Annotated in this window: 19 protein-coding genes; 9 read left to right on the plus strand and 10 right to left on the minus strand. The window is 46.0% G+C overall.

Annotated features, from left to right (window positions below):
- Positions 1–297: 297 nt before the first annotated feature.
- The gene (locus KXJ80_RS03725) at positions 298–2,157 is read left to right on the plus strand and encodes a sigma-54-dependent Fis family transcriptional regulator (RefSeq protein WP_218737854.1); all 1,860 of its coding nucleotides are present in this window, start codon (positions 298–300) and stop codon (positions 2,155–2,157) included.
- A 58-nt stretch (positions 2,158–2,215) separates the two neighbouring features.
- Here KXJ80_RS03725 and KXJ80_RS03730 read toward each other — a convergent pair whose 3' ends face one another.
- Together KXJ80_RS03730 and KXJ80_RS03735 are read right to left on the minus strand one after the other, a co-directional pair.
- Complete coding sequence (locus KXJ80_RS03730) at positions 2,216–3,565, minus strand: ATP-binding protein (protein WP_218737855.1); 1,350 nt, start codon at positions 3,563–3,565, stop codon at positions 2,216–2,218.
- A 14-nt stretch (positions 3,566–3,579) separates the two neighbouring features.
- A complete protein-coding gene (locus KXJ80_RS03735; protein ID WP_011621060.1) occupies positions 3,580–4,266 on the minus strand; it encodes a response regulator in 687 nt (228 codons plus the stop codon).
- Between the two features lie 351 nt (positions 4,267–4,617).
- Between KXJ80_RS03735 and KXJ80_RS03740 the strand changes: the two genes are divergently transcribed.
- The 4 genes from KXJ80_RS03740 (at position 4,618) to KXJ80_RS03755 (ending at position 7,217) form a co-directional block, all read left to right on the plus strand.
- The gene (locus KXJ80_RS03740) at positions 4,618–5,106 is read left to right on the plus strand and encodes a Spy/CpxP family protein refolding chaperone (RefSeq protein WP_050991289.1); all 489 of its coding nucleotides are present in this window, start codon (positions 4,618–4,620) and stop codon (positions 5,104–5,106) included.
- Between the two features lie 50 nt (positions 5,107–5,156).
- On the plus strand, positions 5,157–6,047 hold the full coding sequence (gene fieF / locus KXJ80_RS03745; RefSeq protein ID WP_037423092.1) for a cation efflux pump FieF: 891 nt from the start codon (positions 5,157–5,159) through the stop codon (positions 6,045–6,047).
- 47 nt (positions 6,048–6,094) lie between these two features.
- Complete coding sequence (locus tag KXJ80_RS03750) at positions 6,095–6,505, plus strand: hypothetical protein (protein WP_218737856.1); 411 nt, start codon at positions 6,095–6,097, stop codon at positions 6,503–6,505.
- 154 nt (positions 6,506–6,659) lie between these two features.
- Positions 6,660–7,217, plus strand: coding sequence for a porin family protein (locus tag KXJ80_RS03755; protein ID WP_218737857.1), 558 nt, complete (start codon positions 6,660–6,662; stop codon positions 7,215–7,217).
- A gap of 68 nt (positions 7,218–7,285) precedes the next feature.
- Here the strand turns inward: KXJ80_RS03755 and glnG are convergent, their stop codons facing one another.
- From glnG to ovoA, 7 genes are all read right to left on the minus strand, one after another.
- Entirely contained in the window at positions 7,286–8,701 is a 1,416-nt protein-coding gene (glnG, locus tag KXJ80_RS03760; RefSeq protein ID WP_037423096.1) for a nitrogen regulation protein NR(I), read from the minus strand.
- Between the two features lie 37 nt (positions 8,702–8,738).
- Positions 8,739–9,785, minus strand: a complete 1,047-nt coding sequence (gene glnL / locus KXJ80_RS03765; protein WP_140907480.1) for a nitrogen regulation protein NR(II) — start codon at positions 9,783–9,785, stop codon at positions 8,739–8,741.
- Positions 9,786–9,906: 121 nt separating this feature from the next.
- The gene (locus KXJ80_RS03770; protein ID WP_099457294.1) at positions 9,907–10,440 is read right to left on the minus strand and encodes a DUF4124 domain-containing protein; all 534 of its coding nucleotides are present in this window, start codon (positions 10,438–10,440) and stop codon (positions 9,907–9,909) included.
- Between the two features lie 294 nt (positions 10,441–10,734).
- Positions 10,735–11,892 carry an iron-containing alcohol dehydrogenase gene (locus KXJ80_RS03775; RefSeq protein WP_037425092.1) on the minus strand — a complete coding sequence of 386 codons (1,158 nt, stop codon included), beginning with the start codon at positions 11,890–11,892 and terminating at the stop codon, positions 10,735–10,737.
- Positions 11,893–12,042: 150 nt separating this feature from the next.
- Positions 12,043–12,639 (minus strand): TetR/AcrR family transcriptional regulator, encoded by a 597-nt coding sequence (locus KXJ80_RS03780; protein WP_218737858.1) that lies wholly within the window; start codon positions 12,637–12,639, stop codon positions 12,043–12,045.
- Between the two features lie 113 nt (positions 12,640–12,752).
- The gene (gene ppnP, locus KXJ80_RS03785; protein ID WP_169548286.1) at positions 12,753–13,064 is read right to left on the minus strand and encodes a pyrimidine/purine nucleoside phosphorylase; all 312 of its coding nucleotides are present in this window, start codon (positions 13,062–13,064) and stop codon (positions 12,753–12,755) included.
- A 655-nt stretch (positions 13,065–13,719) separates the two neighbouring features.
- Positions 13,720–15,819 (minus strand): 5-histidylcysteine sulfoxide synthase, encoded by a 2,100-nt coding sequence (gene ovoA, locus KXJ80_RS03790; RefSeq protein ID WP_218737859.1) that lies wholly within the window; start codon positions 15,817–15,819, stop codon positions 13,720–13,722.
- Between the two features lie 293 nt (positions 15,820–16,112).
- Between ovoA and KXJ80_RS03795 the strand changes: the two genes are divergently transcribed.
- Positions 16,113–17,096, plus strand: coding sequence for a prolyl hydroxylase family protein (locus tag KXJ80_RS03795; protein WP_140907484.1), 984 nt, complete (start codon positions 16,113–16,115; stop codon positions 17,094–17,096).
- A 141-nt stretch (positions 17,097–17,237) separates the two neighbouring features.
- Positions 17,238–17,633, plus strand: a complete 396-nt coding sequence (locus KXJ80_RS03800; protein WP_037423116.1) for a hypothetical protein — start codon at positions 17,238–17,240, stop codon at positions 17,631–17,633.
- Between the two features lie 8 nt (positions 17,634–17,641).
- Here KXJ80_RS03800 and KXJ80_RS03805 read toward each other — a convergent pair whose 3' ends face one another.
- Entirely contained in the window at positions 17,642–17,839 is a 198-nt protein-coding gene (locus tag KXJ80_RS03805; protein ID WP_099457300.1) for a hypothetical protein, read from the minus strand.
- Between the two features lie 363 nt (positions 17,840–18,202).
- Here KXJ80_RS03805 and KXJ80_RS03810 point away from each other — a divergent pair, with 363 nt between their 5' ends.
- Both KXJ80_RS03810 and KXJ80_RS03815 read left to right on the plus strand, forming a co-directional pair.
- Entirely contained in the window at positions 18,203–19,042 is an 840-nt protein-coding gene (locus KXJ80_RS03810) for a PfkB family carbohydrate kinase (protein ID WP_169548282.1), read from the plus strand.
- Between the two features lie 308 nt (positions 19,043–19,350).
- Positions 19,351–20,808, plus strand: coding sequence for a sensor domain-containing diguanylate cyclase (locus tag KXJ80_RS03815; RefSeq protein ID WP_047538607.1), 1,458 nt, complete (start codon positions 19,351–19,353; stop codon positions 20,806–20,808).
- Positions 20,809–20,856 lie beyond the last annotated feature (48 nt).

Below are 20,856 nucleotides of genomic sequence, written 5' to 3' on the forward strand. Positions count from 1 at the left end.
GTTTGAGCACTGTTGTTATTTTTATCCTTTGCCAATCGGATTGACTGACAAAGTTGTTGATTAAGTTGGTGTTCTCTTACGCAACACCTGAGCGCTGCGTATAAACGGATATCGCAAGGACAGTGCCAAACTGGCAGGAGTTGTACACTTGTTGAGCTAACAGTATGATGAAAAGCTAATTTTGCAGATCCAAAACAATAGGGCATTCAAGGATGGAAAGTTGCCCTGTGGTCATTTTGTCATCCAACGACACACCATGGGTGTGCCGAAGTGGAGCAGCGCTCGGGGAGCATGGCTATGACAGTTAAACCGCATTTTCCAACTACGCAGGCATGGTTAACCGATTCATGGCAGCGTAGCTTAGGTGCTGGCTTATCAGAGTTTCGTGCTGGTGAGGATCTCAGGCTCACGCGCTCGGAGCTCAAACATAAACATGAGCAATATCAGCAGCTCATCGAGCTGGTGCAATCCCATGCTTTACCCTTATTTAACCAACTCATGGCGCAATCCAATAGCCGGTTATTGCTCTCCGATGCTGACGGTTATGTGCTGAAACATTGGGGCGTGAGTCGTTATTCCAGTAAGTTAGCGGATGTAGCGCTTGATATTGGGGTTAACTGGCTTGAACAGTATAAAGGCACCAATGCCATAGGTACGGCGCTCATGGCCAAACAGGCGGTGTCAGTGGTCGGTGAGCAGCATTTTATCCGCCAAAATCGTTTTATGAGTTGCACTGCTTGCCCTATTTTTTCACCCCAAGGCGAGATGCTCGGAGTGCTCGATATCACCAGTGAGCAACAGCGGCATTCACAGCAGACCTTAATGTTAGTGTCGAGTCTGGCGCAGCAGGTTGAGACTGCGTTGTTGTGTCATCTGCCCGATAGCCATTATCGGATTGATTTAGCCGCCGAGCCGAGTTTATTAAGTTCTGGCTGGCAAGGCATAGTGATCGCCGACAGTGATGGACGGATTGTGGGCTGTAATCCCATGGCAAAACAATTGCTGAGTCAAGCCAAGCTAGGTGATAGCCTCGAGCTGCATTTGGGGGATAGCTGGACGCGTGCGGGGGGCTTTAATCGGGATTTGGCCCTGCACTTACAGACTCAGGCGTTAGGTGTTACGCAGACCAAAAGTGCCAAGACGATTCAAGATAAGCCGCAGAGTCAATTGGGGGTAAGGTTTCGCGATCCTTTGCTTGAGCGGGCTTGGCAGCAAGCGAATAAGGTCATCACTAAACAAATCCCTTTGCTGGTGCTCGGTGAAACTGGGGTGGGTAAAGAGCAGTTTGTCAAAAAACTCCATGCCCAGAGTTCGCGCCGCGCGCAGCCCTTGGTGGCGGTGAACTGCGCCGCCTTGCCTGCGGAGTTAGTTGAGTCTGAGTTATTTGGCTATCAGGCAGGGGCTTTTACTGGCGCGAATCGAACTGGTTTTATCGGTAAGATCCGCCAAGCCCACGGTGGTTTTTTGTTCCTCGATGAAATTGGCGAGATGCCGCTGGCGGCGCAAAGCCGGTTACTCCGGGTGCTGCAGGAGCGTGAGGTCGTTCCTGTCGGCAGTAATCAAAGTGTTAAGGTCGATATTCAGATCATCGCCGCGACCCATATGGATTTAGAGTCGCTGGTGTCGCAGGGGCTGTTCCGTCAGGATTTGTTTTATCGCCTTAATGGATTGCAGGTGCGCTTGCCTGCGCTGCGTGAGCGGCAGGATATTGAGCGCATCATCCATAAATTGCACCGCCGTCACCGCAGCGGCCCACAAACCTTGTGTGCTGAGTTATTGGCGCAACTGATGCGTTACGATTGGCCCGGCAATTTGCGAGAGTTAGATAATTTGATGCAGGTGGCGTGTTTGATGGCCGAAGGTGAGGTTGTACTCGAGATCAATCATCTCCCCGATTACCTTGCTCAAAAGCTAATGGATCTGGCGTTTGAGCCGCAAACTTTAACTGAATTTGTCGACGCGGAAACCACGGCGCATCCGCACGAACTGTCCGAGCCTAGCTCCGTCACCATAGACTCGCTCCACGGAACCATAAATCTGAACGTGTTACAGGCTTACCGTGCCTGCGAGGGCAATGTGAGCCAGTGCGCAAAGCGTTTGGGGATTAGTCGTAATGCCTTGTATCGCAAATTAAAACAGCTAGGGATTAAGAATTAACGGCAGTTGGCCGTTGATGATATAAGCCCCGCTAACTGTGTTAGCGGGGCTTATGTTTTTAGGTCGGTAAACTGATATTGACTTCAAGGCCGTGGGGCTGACAATTCTCGGCTCTGATTTTGCCTTTATGGGCGCTAATGGCTGCTTCGGTAATGGCGAGTCCTAGGCCCCAACCACCGCTTTCCCGCTGCCTTGCCGAATCGGGGCGATAGAAGGGTTTAAAAATCGCTTCAAGTTCAGCAGGATCTATCCCCGGACCATCGTCTGTAATGGTGATCTGTACTTGGCCGCTGGCTTGGTTCGCGCGCAGGTGAATATCGCTCTGGGCATAACGAATCGCGTTGCGCAGCAGGTTTTCTATCGCTCGGGACAGGGATTTCGGATAATGGCTGAGTTCGATGGCTTCATCGATATCGATAGTGATCTTTTTACCCTGTTGATCGGCTTCAAATTCGGCATCGTCCAATACTTGGCTTAGCGACTCGGCTAAGCCAAGGCGCACCTTAGTCTCATTGGTGCTAAGTTTGACCCGCGATAGCTCCAGCAGCTCGGCAATCAGTTGTTCTAATTGCTCGGCCTCGTAGGCAATGCGGTCGGTTTCAGTGGTCTGCTGGCCTTTCTTGCGGGCCAGTGCCAGTGACAATTGCAGGCGGGTCAGTGGGGTGCGCAGTTCGTGGGAAATATCACCCATCAAACGTTGTTGATTTTTGACCATGGCCTCAATCGAGTCCGCCATGCTGTTAAACGCAGTGGCGAGTTGGCCGATTTCATCGTTACGTTGGGTGGTTGCCTTATCCACCCGATTGCTGAGATCACCTTCTGCGAGGGCATCTGCACTTTTCTTGAGTGAACTGAGTGGCTTACCCAAATGCCAAGCGAGTAGGGCGCAGAGTAATCCCGACAGCAGTATTGCCAAACTGAGGGTGAGTAGTTTGTTTTCGATAAAGAAGAAGAACCAGGGCCGAGGATGAATATCTGGCAGTCGACCATAGAGAAAATAGGTTTCTCCCTCCAGAGTAAATTGGTGTGGGCCAAATACTAATTCATCTTTAAATTGGTGGCTAATTGGCTGTTTTTCTTCATCGGCCATCAGCATAAAACTGCGTACACCACGGCTGATTCTATTGGTGTTAATCACTTGGCCTTGGCTATTGGTGAGATACAGCCGCAGCGGTTTGCCTTCCATATCTCGATGCCTCTCCCAGCGGCGCAGAAAATCGGACTTAAGCAGAGTTGGATTTTCTTGAATGCGCTGCGCTACGGTCGCCAGTACTTTTTGCAGGTGGGGCGGTATTGGGGCGCGGTCGTGATTTTGTTGCAACAAAGGCAACAGCCCGACTAAGGCAATAATCAACGAACTACAGAGCCAAAATCCGAGCAGTAATTTGATAAATAAGCGATTAGGCACAGTTGTTCCCGCCGTTATGGTAACCAGATATAACCTTTGCCACGAATAGTTTTCACCCTGGGTCTGCCATCGCTGCGCTCGGGAAGCTTTTTGCGGAGATTCGAGAGATGCATATCCAGGCTGCGGTCGAAGGGCATGAGTTTTTTGCCGAGCACTATCTCGTTAAGCTCTTCTTTATTCATCAATTCACCCGCATGCAGCGCTAGCGTGTGTAGGAGGGTAAACTCGGTTCCCGTCAGAATAATCAGTTGCTCATTGCAGTAGGCTTCTTGGCGTGAGGGATCTAAGCGTAAATCACCAAACTCTTGCGCGGGTGTTGCATGAATTTCTTGGGCGGTTAAGTGTGAGCGACGAATGATGGCACGAATTCGAGCGATAAGCTCCCTGTCATTGAAGGGCTTAGGTAAATAGTCATCGGCACCGATTTCAAGCCCCACCACACGGTCAATTTCATCACCTCTGGCGGTGAGCATCAGCACCGGTGTTTGCTTGTGTTGCCGCAGGGCGCGTAGCACTTCAAAACCGTTTAATTTAGGTAACATCACATCGAGTAAGATCAGATCGTAATCCCCCGCGAGGGCCAGTTCTAGGCCTTGCTTGCCATCGTAGGCCAGCGTGAGCTTAAACCCTTCGAGTTCGAGTAATTGTCCGAGGAGTTCTGATAAACCAAGGTCATCATCGATTAATAATATCCGACTCATAGTGTTCCTTAATCTGGGTGAACTAGTGTAAGAGTCGTGCGCTAAACCGCAGGCTCTTTTAGTATTTTGCCTGAGTATACCTCTTTTGATGTCAATTGCTGTGTAGCAATGTAAGCCAAAGTAAAGAATAGGGAATTTGTATGCTCAAGCTGTTCTTAATACGCGAGTTTCAACATCTTAAGATTGTTTTGGGATAGTTCTTATCGCAACTTTACACTGATTTACTCAGGTCACGCCCTCACTTACATATGAGGCTTTAGACTGTTATCGTCGAAAGTGATTCGGCTTTTAAAAGGGTCGTCACTATTTCTTATCTTTACAACATGAAGTTGAATTATTGAGGTTAATATGATGAAAACATTATCTCCTTTAAAAGCAGGTCTATTTGCCATCTTAGCAAGTTCCGCAGTATTGGCGACAGCAGTGAGTGCTGAGCCTAGCCAAGGCTGTGATCATTCTCGTGGTGAGTTTCATAAACGTGGCGATCGCATGGAGCATGATGGCATGCATAGAATGTTCGAAGGATTAGACTTAACTGATGCACAAAAAGCAGACATTAAAAAACTGTTTGCCGAGCAACGTGCAGCACGTAGTGATGATAGACCTTCGAAGGAAGAGCGTTTAGCGCACCGAACTGAAATGCATGGGTTGATCACCTCGGCCACCTTCGATGAGGCGCAAGCTAAGGCACTGCTGAGTGCTCAGCAGGAAAAACGTCTAACGCAAGCGATTGAAAGGATGAAGATGCAGAATCAAATTTACAATCTGCTGACGCCCGAGCAACAAGCTAAGTTTAAAGCGCGATTTGAAGCACAAGCTGCTAAAGAACCTCGCAGTTAAGCTTGTAAGCTGATATACAATAGAGTCATAGCTTCCCGATATAGACCCCTATGACTGAAACTTCCCAATACGATTTTTGGGTCAAATTAGCTAGTCGCGCTTCCGTGGCTACTGCTTTGACCCTTATCACAATCAAACTGTTAGCTTGGTTGTATTCCGGTTCTGCCAGTATGTTGGCATCCTTGACGGATTCATTCGCCGATGCACTCGCCTCGATTATCAATTTTATTGCCATTCGCTATGCTCTCGTTCCCGCAGATCATGACCACAGATATGGTCACGGCAAAGCTGAGCCATTAGCCTCGCTAGCGCAATCGGCTTTTATTATGGGATCGGCATTTCTGTTGCTATTTTATGGCGGCGAACGTTTGCTAAATCCTTCACCCGTTGAAAATGCCACCTTAGGCGTAGTGGTTTCTGTAGTCGCAATTGTGCTAACACTCGCCTTAGTTTTGCTGCAAAAACGGGCGCTAGCGGCAACGAATAGCACTGTGGTTGAAGCCGATTCGTTGCACTATAAGTCAGATTTATTTCTCAATGCCGCGGTGCTTTTAGCACTTATATTGTCTCAATATGGCTGGTGGTGGGCGGATGGTCTATTTGCAGTACTGATTGCCTGTTACATAGGCCGGCAGGCTTTTGATTTAGGTTACCGCTCGATTCAAGCATTGTTAGATCGTGAGTTAGATGAAGAAACCCGTCAGCGGATAAAACAAATTGCTAAGGAAGATCCAAGAGTATTAGGGCTTCATGATTTACGGACGCGCCAAGCAGGTAAAACCATTTTTATTCAATTCCATTTGGAGTTAGACGGCCATTTAAGCCTAAACGAGGCGCACAGTATTGCCGATACCACAGGGCTTAGGGTAAAGGCCGCCTTTGAAGATGCCGAGGTGATTATTCACCAAGATCCCGTACAAGTGGAGCCAACGACTCAATAACCGCGGTAAAACACTAAAGCGATTATTGACATACCAAAGGAGTGGTTATGCCATGGATGCAGCGGCAGTATCACCTGTTTGATGCTAATACGCGGCTCATCTGCCGTTATCATCGATTGTCGACTCGCTTTGAGTTGATTGCCGAGCATGTCCCCAGCGCGAGCGGGGGACTTGACTCAAACCTCTCTGATCATAATCTAGTGAATCTTCCTATGGGCGTTTGGAGCGAGCTTATCCTGCGTCAATCCTTATATTATTGGCCGAGAATTACTCAGTTCAATATTGCGCAGCGGGAGTATCGACTACATGTTTGGCCATTATTAATGTGGCGCAGTCGGGTAATTTGTGCACTATCGGGAAAAGTCATGATTAGTGAATGCCTCGATGAGCGAAAACGTCTTTCCCTTATTCGTTGGTGTTATTTCGCGATTATGAATGTATTGCGAGTCGTTAGTTAATGCTTAAGTCTCTTTTCATACATGCTCGTTTTATTTAAAGCTGAATGCTTTCTGTATAAAGTGTATTTAGCCTTTACAAACTATTACTCTTATTTTGTGTTTGTTATATTATTCGCGGCGTTTACTACTTAGGTTAACTCATTAGGGAAATGTAATGAAAAAACTATCTTTAGTTGCGGGTTCTTTACTAGCAGTATTAGTGACAGGCCAAGCTGTAGCGGCAGCTGACACCACAGGTTTTTATGTGGGTGGTGCACTAAATCGCGTGACTGTTGATGTGCTTGATGATGGAGAAACAGGGACAGGTTTCGGTGTATACGGTGGTTACAACTTTAACGAATGGTTTGGTTTAGAGGCGAATTTATTTGCAACTGGCGATTTAGGCGATAAGGATGTCGATATTTCTGCGGGTGTACTTACTTTTACACCTAAGTTTACTATGCAAATCAATGATATGTTCTCAGCTTATGCAAAGGTCGGTGTTGCATCTATGGCTATGAATATTGACGGTTTTGGTTTTGATGAAGATTTCACAGGCTATGGCTGGACCTACGGTGTTGGTATTAACGCTGCTGTGACAGAGCATTTAAATGTTCGCTTGAGTTACGATGTTACTAGCGGTGATTTAGACGCTGACCACAATTATTTAAATGTGAAAGATATCGATACCGATATTAAACAACTGGCGATTGGTGTGCATTACCAGTTCTAATTATTTAGATTTAATCTAAATAATAAAAAAGGGATATCACCATCCCTTTTTTGCTTTTAAATGGATGGTTAATCCATAGACAATTCTTTCAGTTTTCGCGTTAAAGTATTTCTGCCCCAGCCTAAACGTTTTGCCGCTTCTTGTTTATGCCCTTGTGTATGTCGCAATGCGGTTTCGAGTAATATGCGCTCAAAGGCAGGCTGTACTTCGGTTAATAAATCGCTATTTCCCTCAGACAGTTTTTGGTCGATCCACTCGGTGAGTGCCGATTGCCAATCTTGGCTGCCTTTCGCCATTGGATTAATACTGGTAGGTTCCTTAAGTAACTCGGGCGGCAAGTCTTGGGGCAGGATTTCTTGTCCTGAGGCCATGACGGTGAGCCAGCGACAAGTGTTCTCGAGTTGTCTAACGTTGCCCGGCCATGGCAATTGCGATAGCTTAGCGGCGGTCTCCTTGGTGAGGATTTTGGCTTCGACACCAATCTCCTTGGCGGCGGAGGCTAAAAAGTGGCTTGCGAGTTGAGGAATATCCTCACGGCGTTGTGACAGCGGTGGCAAATGGATACGAATCACATTGAGGCGGTGGAATAAGTCTTCCCTAAATCCGCCTTTTAGGACTAATTGCTCAAGATCTTGGTGGGTGGCAGCAATGATGCGCACATCCACTTGTACAGCACTGTGGCCGCCGACTCGATAAAACTGTCCATCGGCGAGAACCCGTAGCAAACGGGTTTGCACGTCTAGCGGCATATCGCCGATTTCATCTAAAAACAGGGTGCCGCCGTTAGCTTGCTCAAAGCGCCCTTGACGCACGTTAGCCGCACCAGTAAAGGCGCCTTTTTCGTGGCCAAACAGTTCTGATTCGATTAAATCCTTGGGAATCGCCGCCATATTCAAGGCGATAAAAGGTTTATCTTTACGCGGACTGTGCTTATGCAGTGCGCCTGCGACTAGCTCTTTACCTGTGCCTGATTGGCCATTGATCAGTACGCTGATTGAAGAGCGCGACAACCTACCAATGGCACGAAACACTTCCTGCATCGCGGGGGCTTCACCGATAATTTCGGGGGTTTTGACTTGAGTTTCCTGCGCCGCTGGCGTTGGACTTTGCTCTGTTGCATGGGTCAGCGCACGCTCAACGAGGGAAATTGCTTCATCAATATCAAAGGGTTTTGGCAAATACTCAAACGCCCCAGCTTGATAGGCACTCACGGCACTGTCTAAGTCCGAATGCGCCGTCATGATGATAACGGGAATATGCGGATAGTGGATTTGCAGTCTTTCAAGCAGAGTTAAGCCATCGGTGCCCGGCATACGAATATCCGAGACGATGACCCGTGGTTGGGCAATCTCTAATGCTTGCCAAAGTGATTCGGCCGCAGCAAAGCTGGCGGTGCTGAGTTTAGCGCCTTGGAGCGCTTTTTCGAGCACCCAACGTATTGAGCTATCATCGTCGAGGATCCACACTTGTTCACTGATTCGCATTTTGCTTCCTCATACGGTATGTGTTGGTTTTGCTTAATTATTTGGCACTTAAAATCGGTAGAGAGATAATAAATTCTGTGTGTCCTGGGCTGGAGACGCAATCAATTCTGCCCGAATGTAATCTGGCAATGTTGTGGGCAATCGATAGACCCAGCCCAGAACCTTGCTCACGGCTGGTGACCATGGGATAAAACAGTGTGTCCATGAGCTCAGGTGGAATGCCTGGGCCATTGTCGATAATGGACAGGGTCAGTACGAGCTTGTGGCGCTGCGAACCGATAGTGACTTGGTGTTGCGTGCGGGTGCGGATCAGGATTTCGCCGCCGGTATACTCGAGGGCTTGCACCGCATTCTGCAAAATATTCAACACCGCTTGCTGCATTTGATCTGGGTCCATCTCGATATCGGGGATCGAGGGATCATAATCCCGTTTCAACTGGATATTGGCTGGCAGTGCGATTTCCACCAACTTGTACACTTTTTGCACCACTTGATGAATGTTATGCAGGCTATGTTGAGTGGGGCGCTGCGGGCCGAGCAGTCGGTCGACTAAGCTACGCAGCCGATCAGCTTGTTCGATGATGAGATTAGTAAATTCCTTTTGCGCGGGATCGTCGAGTTCCCGCGAGAGCAATTGCGCTGCGCCACGCAAGCCGCCTAAGGGGTTTTTAATCTCATGAGCTAAGTTACGCACTAAGAATTGTGCCGCCTGCTGCTGTGCATCTTGGCTAAGTTGCTGGTGGATACGTCGTTGTTGGTCGACTTGCCTAAGTTCAAGCAGGCTCAGCTGTGCTTCATCCTCGAGCGGGATCAGTGTCAGATCGACGGTGTGATGCTGGGCATCTAAGGTGACTAACGTCGCGGTGTTAACGGTGAGACTTTGCCCAGCCTTTACCGCATCGCTAAGGAGCTGAGCGTCGACACCGAGCGCTTGATAATGCTCGGGTAATGCTTGTTCGACTAGCCTGTGGCTACCGACACCTAACAGTTGCTCTGCAGCGGCGTTGGCATAACAAGGCTTAAGATCCTTATCGATGACCAGTACCGCGGTCACTAAATGATTGAGCAGAGTCTCTTTATCCATCTACCGTTCCTGAAAATAGGGTTGCACCCTTATGTTGCACCGATTTGGTGCATGCTGCAACTCGACTTCGTCAAACGGCTTAATGTATTGCTTGCAACCTAACTAATTATTATTAAACAATTTAATTTGATTTTGGTTGCTTTTTAGGTGCTGGAGTCATCGCCGCTTGATGAAGAAATATCTTTCTTGGTGAGCTAGATGCAAAGACTTTGCCGTTTTGAGTCATCGCATCGACAACAATGGTATGTTCACCTCTGTCGATGTTGTTCAACTGAAATGTGCCGCCAATTTGGGGTTGGCCGATGGCTTTACCATCGAGTTTAAGGGCCATCAAATATTGGCTCTTGATTTCAGGGGTTACTGTGGCTGTGACTTGGAAATCGCCATTATTATCCCTGACGGTTTCCTCTTCTTCAGGGGAAGTTATGACGACTTGGTATTTGGTTTGTTCAATGGCTTGCGAGTCATTTGTATCAGGGTTTACGGGGGGAAGTGTAATTTGGTTTAGCGTTTTTTCTTTTAATTCAACAATCTCAGCATTTGGATGTGGCTCATCGGAATAATGAACTTTACCGTCCTTATCGACCCACTTATATACTGTTGCCTGCGCGAATAAGCTAAGCAGCACTAAGCTGATGAGAGTAAATAAACGCATGCAAAAATCCTTTTATCAGTAAGATAAGATTATCCAAGAGTAGTCGTTTTTTCATCAAAAATCATGGTGTTTGTGCATCAGTAATGAGGATTTATCGGCGATAAACGGGTTTACAAGATGACAAGGTGTGACTGAATGATGTCGCCAACGCCATTACAAATATTTCTTTAAAACTTGATGCCCCTAAGTGTGAGTACCCTTTGCCCCGTTTGAGGGAATATCAACGCACCATTATGGTGCGTTGATAGTGTAAAGTCTCACGGCAGCATGGGATTGCAGAGGTGTGAGATTGAACTATAAGGCGAGGGTTAAAATATCGCGGCTCATGGCGGGATCGATATTGCCATGTTCACCTAAAGCAACCATGCCATGTTTCTCGAGTTGAGCAACAACCGCATCGACAGCTTCTTTACCTAAATCATAGCCAGATAAGTGCGTTGCAATGCCCATGGCTTCGAAAAATGCTTGGGTTTTCGCAATCGCGGCCTCGATTCGTTCGTCTTCGGAGCCTGTGGTGATATGCCATACTCTGTCTGCAAATTGCAGTAATTTTTCACGCTTAGCCGTTTTTGTGCAGCGTAATAGTGCTGGCAATACAATGGCTAAGGTACGCGCATGGTCAATATCATAGAGTGCGGTGAGCTCATGGCCAATCATGTGAGTTGCCCAATCGTGCGGAACGCCTGTGGCAATCGTGCCATTGAGTGCCATGGTTGCGACCCACATCAGGTTGGCGCGGATATCGTAATCTTCAGGTTTTGTGAGTGCTTGTGGGCCTAATTCAATCAAAATTTGCAGTAAACCTTCGGCAAATCTGTCCTGCACCGCGGCATTGACTGGGTAAGTGAGATATTGCTCGGTGATATGCACAAACGCATCGACAACACCGTTCGCCACTTGTCTTTCCGGTAGGGTAAAGGTTTTGGTGGGATCGAGGATGGAGAATTGTGGATACACTAAATCGTTACGGAATGGCAGCTTTGCTTTCAAAGATTTACGGGTCACCACACTGGCATTGTTCATCTCTGAACCTGTGGCCGGTAGGGTTAATACCGAGCCAAATGGCATGGCTTTGGTCACCTTGGTGCCCCAGCTCGTGAGAATATCCCAAGGCTCGCCTTCAAATACCGCAGCCGCGGCAACAAACTTAGTGCCATCGATGACCGAACCGCCACCAACGGCGAGTAAGAAGTCGATATGTAATTCACGTACTTGCGCGACCGCTTGCATCAGAGTTTCGTAGGTTGGATTGGGTTCGATCCCCTCAAATTCGACCACAAAACGATTTCCAAGCGCTTGTTTTACTTCGGCTAAGGTACCTGTTCGTTTGGCGCTGCTGCCGCCAAATAGCACCATCACTCTGGCATTGCTAGGCACTAAGGTGTCGATTTCAGCTATGGTATTTTTACCAAAATGAATGCGAGTTGGATTGTAGTAGGTGAAATTAAACATACTGCTATGTGTCCTATGGTTGGAAAATAAATTTAGTAGACCAGTCGTCTAGATTTGTTTGGCTACTAAATGATAAATCAAGCCGACGAGGTGATATTTGATTGTTCATTAACGGGTTGCAGATTAATTGGTGTGCCAGTGTTGCTGGCATTAACCCATAGTTTTGGTCTTTAAAATAGATTCGGTCATTGCAAGGGCGCGCTCTAAAGCTACGCGGCTGTGGCCGAGTTTATTCATCAAACTGGCGCCGAGCCACATGTGATACAACAACTCTGCTGTTGCCTGAGCATCCTGTTCACAGATGGATTTATCGGCAATCCCCACTTGAATGCACTGGGTTAAGCGCTCAATGATGCCAGTTGACCCCTTTAAAAGCACAAGGCGCATAGCCTCAGAGAGATCGGCAACCTCAGCACTTAACTTAACGACTAGGCATTTTTGATCGACACAACCGTCCTGCTGCACGTGCAACCATCTTTGCCAGTATTGCATTTGGCGATCAAAGCCAGAGAGCTGTGGGTTGGCAAATAAGCTATCAAGCTCTGTTTGGTATTGCTCAAAATAACTGGTTAACAGTGCCTCACCGAATTGCTCTTTGGATTCAAAGTAATGGTAAAACGAGCCTTTTGGTACTTGGGCGGTCTTGAGTAATTGGGCTAACCCTAGACACGAAAAGCCTTGCTTAACGATCAGCGAGTAACCGACGTCGAGAATATGCTGACGGGTTGATTGGGTTTCTGTTTTCATGGCGCAGGAGTCTATAGCAAATTAGACCAGTCGTCTAGTGATTGGTTTTTATACAGACGTATTATGTAAATAGAGGAATGCTCAGTTGACTAAGCATTCCATCGACTTGAACGCTATAGATAGCTGCAGCAATATTCTGCTATGTCGCTATTGCGAATTTTAAAGCTGACATTGGCCGCGAGTTCAAATTGACTGCCTTCGCTAAAGGTTTGCCAAGTTGAGCTATTTGGCAGTAATACCTCAAAACTGCCGCTGGTAACTTGCATGATTTCACCCTGCGAGGTGGAAAACTCGTATTCTCCTGGAAGCACTACGCCTAGGGTTTGTTTACTACCGTCACTGAAAAATACACTGCGGCTAGCGACCTTACCCTCAAAATAGATATTGGCTTTTTTGGCTACTGCTACTTGCTCAATTCGTTCCATCCCGTGCTCCAATTACTTTATGTTTTGTGAATATGTATGCAATTCAAAGTTATTTTAATTCTGTCGTCAATATGATTTTTACTCTGTAGCTGTTTAATAAATAGGATGTTGTGCACACAGGATTTGTTTTGGGTGTAAGTGCATAAACTTTATAAGTTATTCTATGTTATTACTCGTTGGTGCTGGCATACCCAATAAAATAATCTGGCTTAGCAACCATAGTGCAGGTGATGGCTGGATGAAGTACTTTATATTAGGTTAAAGACTTCTGATACAGCTCTATTATGCTTCGACTTGCCTAAAGCACTTTGAACTTGCGCTGAATGAACAGATGTTTTATGCCATTGGTATTAGGGCGTGTTCACGTTTCGAGATTAGATTTTGTTCGTTCTGGCAAGCACGTGCTCGCGAAACGAGGAATGATGTGTCGTTATTCTACTGAAACGTCAACACGCCCTAGTAGAGGAGTACAGTGCTGTGATAAGCCTAGCCGCTTCCAGAACAGAGAGTTTATTGGCTTAGTAAATCAACTTGGTTATCGGTAAGCAATATCAAAAGCAGATCCTTGCCATTGGGGCCGCGAATGTCACAGAGCTGTCTGTTATGCATCCGCCAGAAGTGATTCTCTGGCGGATTTTTTCTTTAATGTTCTCGGTTATCGTTTACGCCAGATCGTCATTTCTGAGAGGGAATGTTGGAACTTGCGTTTAGTTTCACGGATAACAAAGGGGATTTCCTTAACCGCGACTAGCTCAAATTGGCCGATCAAGGTTTCGGTCAACCCATCTAAAGTGGTGAAATTTTCTCCTTTCACTTTAATACCTCCGAGCCATTTCTCTTTTGGTGTGTAATCTTCAAGCCAAGTATAAGGTGATGCAATCACTAGGTAGCCACCTTGGTTAATGCGTTGGCCAATACTGGTGAGGAAATGTTTGGGATCGTTCAACCTGTCGATAAGGTTTGAGGCATAAACTAAGTCGTAACCTGTGTAGATGGGCTTAAGATTACAGGCATCACCTTGCATGAAGTTGACTTTTTGGGCTTCTTCCTGGTAGCCCAGTTTAGCAAGGCTGACACTCTTAAACTCTTGTAAATCGCCCTCGGTGCGGATGGTATAGCGTTTTTCGCCTTGTTCAGTCAGCGCGTAGGCTTGTTGAATAAAACGGGCCGAAAAATCGATACCGTCAACATGGTCGAACACTTTAGCTAACTCAAAGCTGGCTCGGCCCACCGAACAGCCGATGTCTAATGCCTTCGCGGTATGCTCAAGTTGGATTTCGTTTAACGCCTGTTGAACGCCATTAACGCAGAAATTCGGGACGCCAAAATATTGAGCGCCATAATGGAATTCTAAATATTGAGAAATCAGTTCATCGGTTTCGTACACATTAACCTCGGCCATTTGCTCTGGGTTTTGCAGGGACTCCACATAACGAAATCCGGCATGTTGGTAGAAGTGACGGCGAAACGCGTAGCGAGAGGCTGCAATGGCTTCATTGCCCGTCGAGATCCAAGAGCCCCCTTTAATCAGGTTATGTTTACCATCGAAAGTTGGCGTTGAAAAATCATCGTAGAGTGGATGCACTGCAAAGCCATTAAAACCATCGATAGCAGTTTCGGTCCATTGCCAGACATTACCGACAATGTCGTAAAATTCATTATGTTTAAAGCGATTTACCGGACAAGAGGAAGCGTAGTAGGCCAGCGAGATATTCCCTGGTACTTCTTGCCAGTCGGGGGCATCGGTTGGAATATTTTCTCGTAAAATATACCATTCCGCCTCTGTCAGTAGGCGGATGTTGCTTTGAGTCTGGCGCGCTTTCCAATAACAAAACGCTTTAGCTTCGAGTTGATTGACTTCAACTGGCCAATTAAGGGGAAGTGGAATTTCGCTGGTAAGATTTCGTTGCCACCATTGGCCCTCATAACGGCGCCAAAAACGTGGCATCTGGGCTTGAGTGTAAGCCAGCCATGCACGACCTTCTTCATTCCAAAACTCGGGCGATTGATAGCCTCCTGCTTCAACAAAGCTTAAATATTCTTGATTACTCACTAAATACTTTGAAGCTTTAAAGTCTGCCACTTTAAAACTCTTATTGCCGTATTCGTTGTCCCAGCCGTAGGTTTCATCTTGCTCTTTTTTACCTAAAGTGATTTTTTTGCCCGCCACAGCAATCAGCTGGTTAGCGTCTATCGTTCCATAGTCTTGGCACTCAGGCCAGTGAGCGCTTGGGGATACATCCTCTAAAGGCAACTGACGGATAATGACTGATGAGGTTTCTAAATGGATACGTTCATGCTCAATCCCCATCAAAATGACCCAAGCAGGACTGTCCTGAGTGATAGGCAAGGTGATTGGCATAGTATCAATTAATTGGTTAACAACGCGATTTACCTTGTCTCGATAGTCTTTTACCTCGGTGACCGTTGGCCATTGGTAGTGGGTTTCATTGAGATCGTCCCAAGACATCTCGTCAACACCAATGGCAAACATCGACTCAAAATGATCGTTGACCCTCTCCTCAAGATATTTGCCCAGTTTGAGCTTATTGATGTAGAAGGTCGCGGTGTGGCCAAAGTAAAAAATCAGCGGATGGCGTAAAGGCTCGGCTTTTAAATAATAGGCATGGTCGTGTTTTATCAACTCGAAGAGTGACTCATAGCGCGCCCAAGTTTGGTTGAAGTAGTGCTTAAGCGCTTGACGTTTTAGCGTTTCATTATCACCCGTAAGTTTGAGTGTTTGCAAAACAGGCATGTTCGATTTCTCCATAGGGCAAGCGGGTGCCATTGTTGTTGCCATGGGTTGTCAGGCTCAATACGTCACGGTTGGTTATCGGATCACTTTACCAACAAAATGTGGCAGTTATTTATCTGAGTTTTCAAGCTAACAGAAACCAAGCCTGAGATGAAACTAGGATTGTATTTTTGTACTCAAGATTGATAGAGACAAAAGACGATAAAACGATCGATTGTAAATAAAATGTTTCTTAGCAGGTTCGATTCAGTTTTAATGAGCATAGTAGGGTTGAGTTGTGAATAGGTCTTTATATGCAGCAGTTATTTGTTCAATTATTAGAAGAGCGTTATTTCAATCGTTTGCCTGAGGCGTTAGTACTTAAGTTGGCAACTGAGTCGGCTGATTTTGTGCGTTTTTGGTTAGTTCACTGCATGCGTAGCATGGTTTCTGAAAGAGAGCTGGCCATCGCTTTGTTTTTCAGTGCTGAGTGGGCGTTAGAGGAACTAGCGAGTTTAAAATCGTTTTGGGGTTCCTATGTTTTGATGGAAGATCCTCTGCAAGAGCAAGAGGTTAAAGCGAAATTTTGTTATTTCGTACCTTGGCTAAAAACGATTACGCCCCGCCACGCTGATGCGATCAGTGTGTTTGCTGCGCTATTGGCTTTTGAGCGCAAGCCGACTTCAGTCGGGAAGCAACTGCAATCGGCAACGCTGTCCCACTCACAACTCCCAGTGAATTTATTAGACGATATTAAGAGATGTTCATTGCCCCATTTGCGGCCTATTACTGTGTATGGACATCAGGGAAAGGGGAGTGTCGAAAGTGGTATCCGCAACAACATGCATTACCCCACTCCGATCCCTAATGACAATCTTGCAATGGCTTGTGTTGAAAGAGTCATTGCCAAGTTTGTAGGGGTTAAGTTGGCGTTTGCGGAACCCATAGTTGTACTTAGGTACGAGCCTGGCCAGTTCTATCAATGGCATTATGATGCAATACATGCATATACGGCTGAAATTGAAGCCGAATTGGCACGTTTTGGCCAAAGGTCAAAAACGGCTATTTTGTATCTTAATGATGATTTTGACGGAGGCGAAACGGAGTTCAAGGCACCTTATATACAAGTCAAACCTGAGACTGCCGCTATTTTGGTTTTTGACAATACGGATCAAACAGGCAAACCCATTCCTTCCTCATTGCACCGTGGCTGTGAGGTAACCGCGGGGCAAAAATGGGTTTGTACCCAGTGGTTTAGAGATAAGCCGTTTTGGTTAAGAGCGGGCTTGTTCGGCTAGCTTTATCTGTATTTGATAAAGGAATTGCCGTTTACTGGATTGCGCAAGGATAAAATTATTTTATCTTTGGGCAGTATTTTATCGGCTAAGGTTAGGGCAGAATGTTCACGTCCGTAAAATTATTATGCAGGATATAACGGGATGGCAATGAACGCATTATGGATACCCGCTTGGTATGAGCTTGATCCGTCGATCGTTGTGGGCGTGACTGAAGAGTTTTTATTTCATAAACCCGCTACCAATGAGGTATTAAGACTTTACAGCGGAGCGAATAAAACTGAAGCAGTTAAGGCTACAGGGGCAATTGCAAGCATTCACCACAAAGTCTTGGGGGATATTGAAAGTGTGGATGCGCAGGGGCTTGATTATACGATTGTTTTAAAAGATGGCCGTCGTTTATTGGTGAATGCTGAGGAAGATCCTGGCCTACTTTACGAATGGGTTGATGACAGTTGGCAACCGTCGGAGATGGTTATTCAGGATTGGCAACTTGAGGTCAAGTTTGCATCACTTTCGCCATTTAAGGCGGTTGATTAATTCTCGTGTTATTTTTCAGAGCAGTCAGGCTCACTTTGTTGAATCGACTGCTCTTCAAACAAGGTTTGTAGTAATCGATATTCATGTTGGATTTTTGCTACATAAACATCATGAAAATTCAGCTGATGAAATTCCTCTACGCATTGCCGATAACGGCGTAATTGTTCTTCGCTATCCATATCTTCATGCAGCCAGCCCATTAACATACGAATTCCTTTCGTTTTTATCCTTGGCACCAAGTTTAACCTTTTTCTAATTTAAGGCTCGCTTGAATCTTGGTGACATTTTTATGTTTTCATGAGTAAAGCTTACGTTTTTCAAGATTATTCATATTATTTATCATGTTCTTAATCGAACATCGTCTTTAACTGTTTAGCCTGAATGTGTGGTGTTGCTGAATTTGATTATGGTCAAGGTCTTACAACAAAAGCCCGTTTAAGCTGACATTTGAATAATAGGTATTAGATACTCAGATTGTGCCACCTCGCATTTTGGTCTAGATTGGGGGCTCTTTTAGCCCCAAACGTGTCCCGGTTGGGCGTGGTATTCTCTTTCAATGGAGCCTTGTCATGGCAAATATTTTGCTGGTGGCCAACCTTAACTGTGACCGTGTGTTAATCCTTGATAAACCTTTAAAAACCGGTGGTCGCTTTCATTATCAAGATGGCGGTCAACGGCTAGGCGGCGGTGGGGCGAATACGGGGCTTGGACTTGTTTGGGCAGGTCATCGAGTTGCATTAGTCAGCCAAGTGGGTAGGGATGAAATGGGGGATTGGGCTATCGCCGAGGCGAGTACCCAAGGGCTTGATTGTCGTTTAGTGCAGCGCCGCGCAGGGAATACCTGCGAGATGCTACTGGTGATGACTCCTGACGGTGAGCGCACCATTATCCGCCCGCAGCGGCCAGTTTTTGAGTTATCAGTTCCACCAAAATGGCAGCATTGGGATGCGTTGTATTTTAATACATCAGCGGAAGGGACTGTAAGTTGGGCTAAAACGGCACTGGATCATTGCCTTGTGATCGCGCAACTGGCCAAGGATGATAGACCACGCCCTTGCCATGTACTACTTGCTTCTATGAGTGATATGCATGGACGATGTGATGTCGCCTCTTGGGATTACGGTGTAAGCATTGGTGGTGAATCATTACGTTATTTTGTGGTGACTGATGGTGTCCGTGGCGCGAAGGTTTATACCCAAGATGATGTGCAGCATGTGCCTGCGGTGCCTGCTGAGGTTGTCGACACCACGGGTGCAGGGGATGCCTATGCTGCTGGGCTTATTCATGGACTCTGTGCTGGCAAATCTATCACTCAAGCAATGTCTGAAGGTGCTGTTTGGGCGGCTTTTGCAGTCGCAACAGACAGTTCTATTCCTGGTGAAGCTTTAAAGCAGTATTTAGAAGCATAATGTGGAAATGGGCTGCAACCGTTAAACAATTTGGACGTCATTTTTCTGTCATCTTGGATTGATAAAGTATGCACAGTGACGGAGAGCTCTTGTCCTTTAACGTTTGCTTGCGCTTTTCTCCCATTTTGTTGGTTCGCTTGTTTGCCTCGTTTCCCCAACGGGGCATTTTTTTACCTCGAATAATGTTATTTCGTCGAAGAACATTCATATAGCGGAAATATTGTGCGGTCATTGAGGGATTGCGTTAACATTTAGGTAACTCACCACGCTACTACAAAATAATAAGCCTACTGCTGTTGGAGTTGGAAATGGGCAATCACGTTTGGAATGATAAAAAGAAGTTTATTTGGCTACTTTCTGTGTTGTTGCTAGTTGCCTTTTTAGTGACCAGTGGTATTAGCTATAAAGTGGCCCATGACTCTTTGAGTCAGCAAATTGAAAGTAATACTTTACCTTTAACAAGCGATAATATTTATTCAGAAATTCAACAAGATCTACTACGTCCGATCTTTATTTCCTCCCTTATGGCACAGGATACCTTTGTGCGTGATTGGACATTAAACCATGAGCAAGAGCCTGAAAAGCTGATCCGTTATCTGAAAGAAATCCAGGATAAGTACGATACTGTCACCAGCTTTTTTGTTTCAGAACAGAGTCGCAACTACTACCACTCATCGGGGGTGTTAAAGAAAATCCAAGATATTGAGCCTAATGATGCTTGGTATTTTCGTGTCCGTTCGTTACCAGAATCAGAACATTATGAAATTAATATCGATGCTGATACCGCTGATCGCACTAAAACAACCGTATTTGTTAACTATAAAGTTTTTGATTTTGAAGGTAAGTTTATGGGGGTTACTGGCGTTGGCCTTGCAGTTGAAAAGGTCAAGGCGCTGATTGAACTCTATCAAAAGCGTTATAACCGTCGGGTTTTTTTCACCGATAGACAGGGGAATGTCACTCTCCATGGTGATGAATATGATGGCGCTAATTCACTGCAAGCCAGCACTGGCTTGGAGCAACTATCAACGCGCATTTTAACTAGTCCAAGCGCCGCATTTAGCTATCAGCGCAACGGTAAAACGGTCTACTTAAACAGTCGATTAGTGCCTGAGTTCAAGTGGTATTTAATTGTTGAGCAAGAAGATGCTCCGCAAGAACAAGAACTGCTTAATACCTTTTGGGGGAACTTAGCCCTAAGTTTGGTCGTGACCATAGGTATTTTGTTTATTTCAAACATGACCTTAGGGCGCTATCAGCGCAAACTTGAGGTTATGGCATCAACTGACAAACTCACTGGTGCAGCTAATCGACAAGTCTTTGAAGAGTATTTCCATCAGGCATTAGACAAAGCTAATTTGTCGCAAACTCCTATTTCAGTTCTCCTTGTCGATATCGACCACTTTAAAAAAGTGAATGATAGCTATGGTCATAGTATTGGTGATTTAGTACTCAAAACGGTCACTAACCTGCTACGTAGCCAGCTAAAACAGCAAGATATACTTTGCCGTTGGGGTGGGGAAGAGTTTTTGGTGTTATTGCCAGAGATGGATTTAAGCCACGCGGCAGAGTTGGCGGAACGTTTCCGTGATTCGATTTCTCAGCGCGAGTTGAAGGTCAATGGAGTACATATTGCTATCACAGTCAGTATTGGTGTTGCAGAATATCAAAAGCTTGAACCGGCAGAGGATTTAATAAAACGAGCCGATTTAGCTTTATATCAAGCGAAAGAAGCTGGCCGTAATCAAGTCGTGTTAAATCAGTGATACTCAGATTTTAGAGCACGCTCGATTTGTTTAGAGTATGTAATACTT

This window comes from Shewanella xiamenensis (genome assembly GCF_024971755.1).
Classification (GTDB): Bacteria; Pseudomonadota; Gammaproteobacteria; order Enterobacterales; family Shewanellaceae; genus Shewanella; species Shewanella xiamenensis.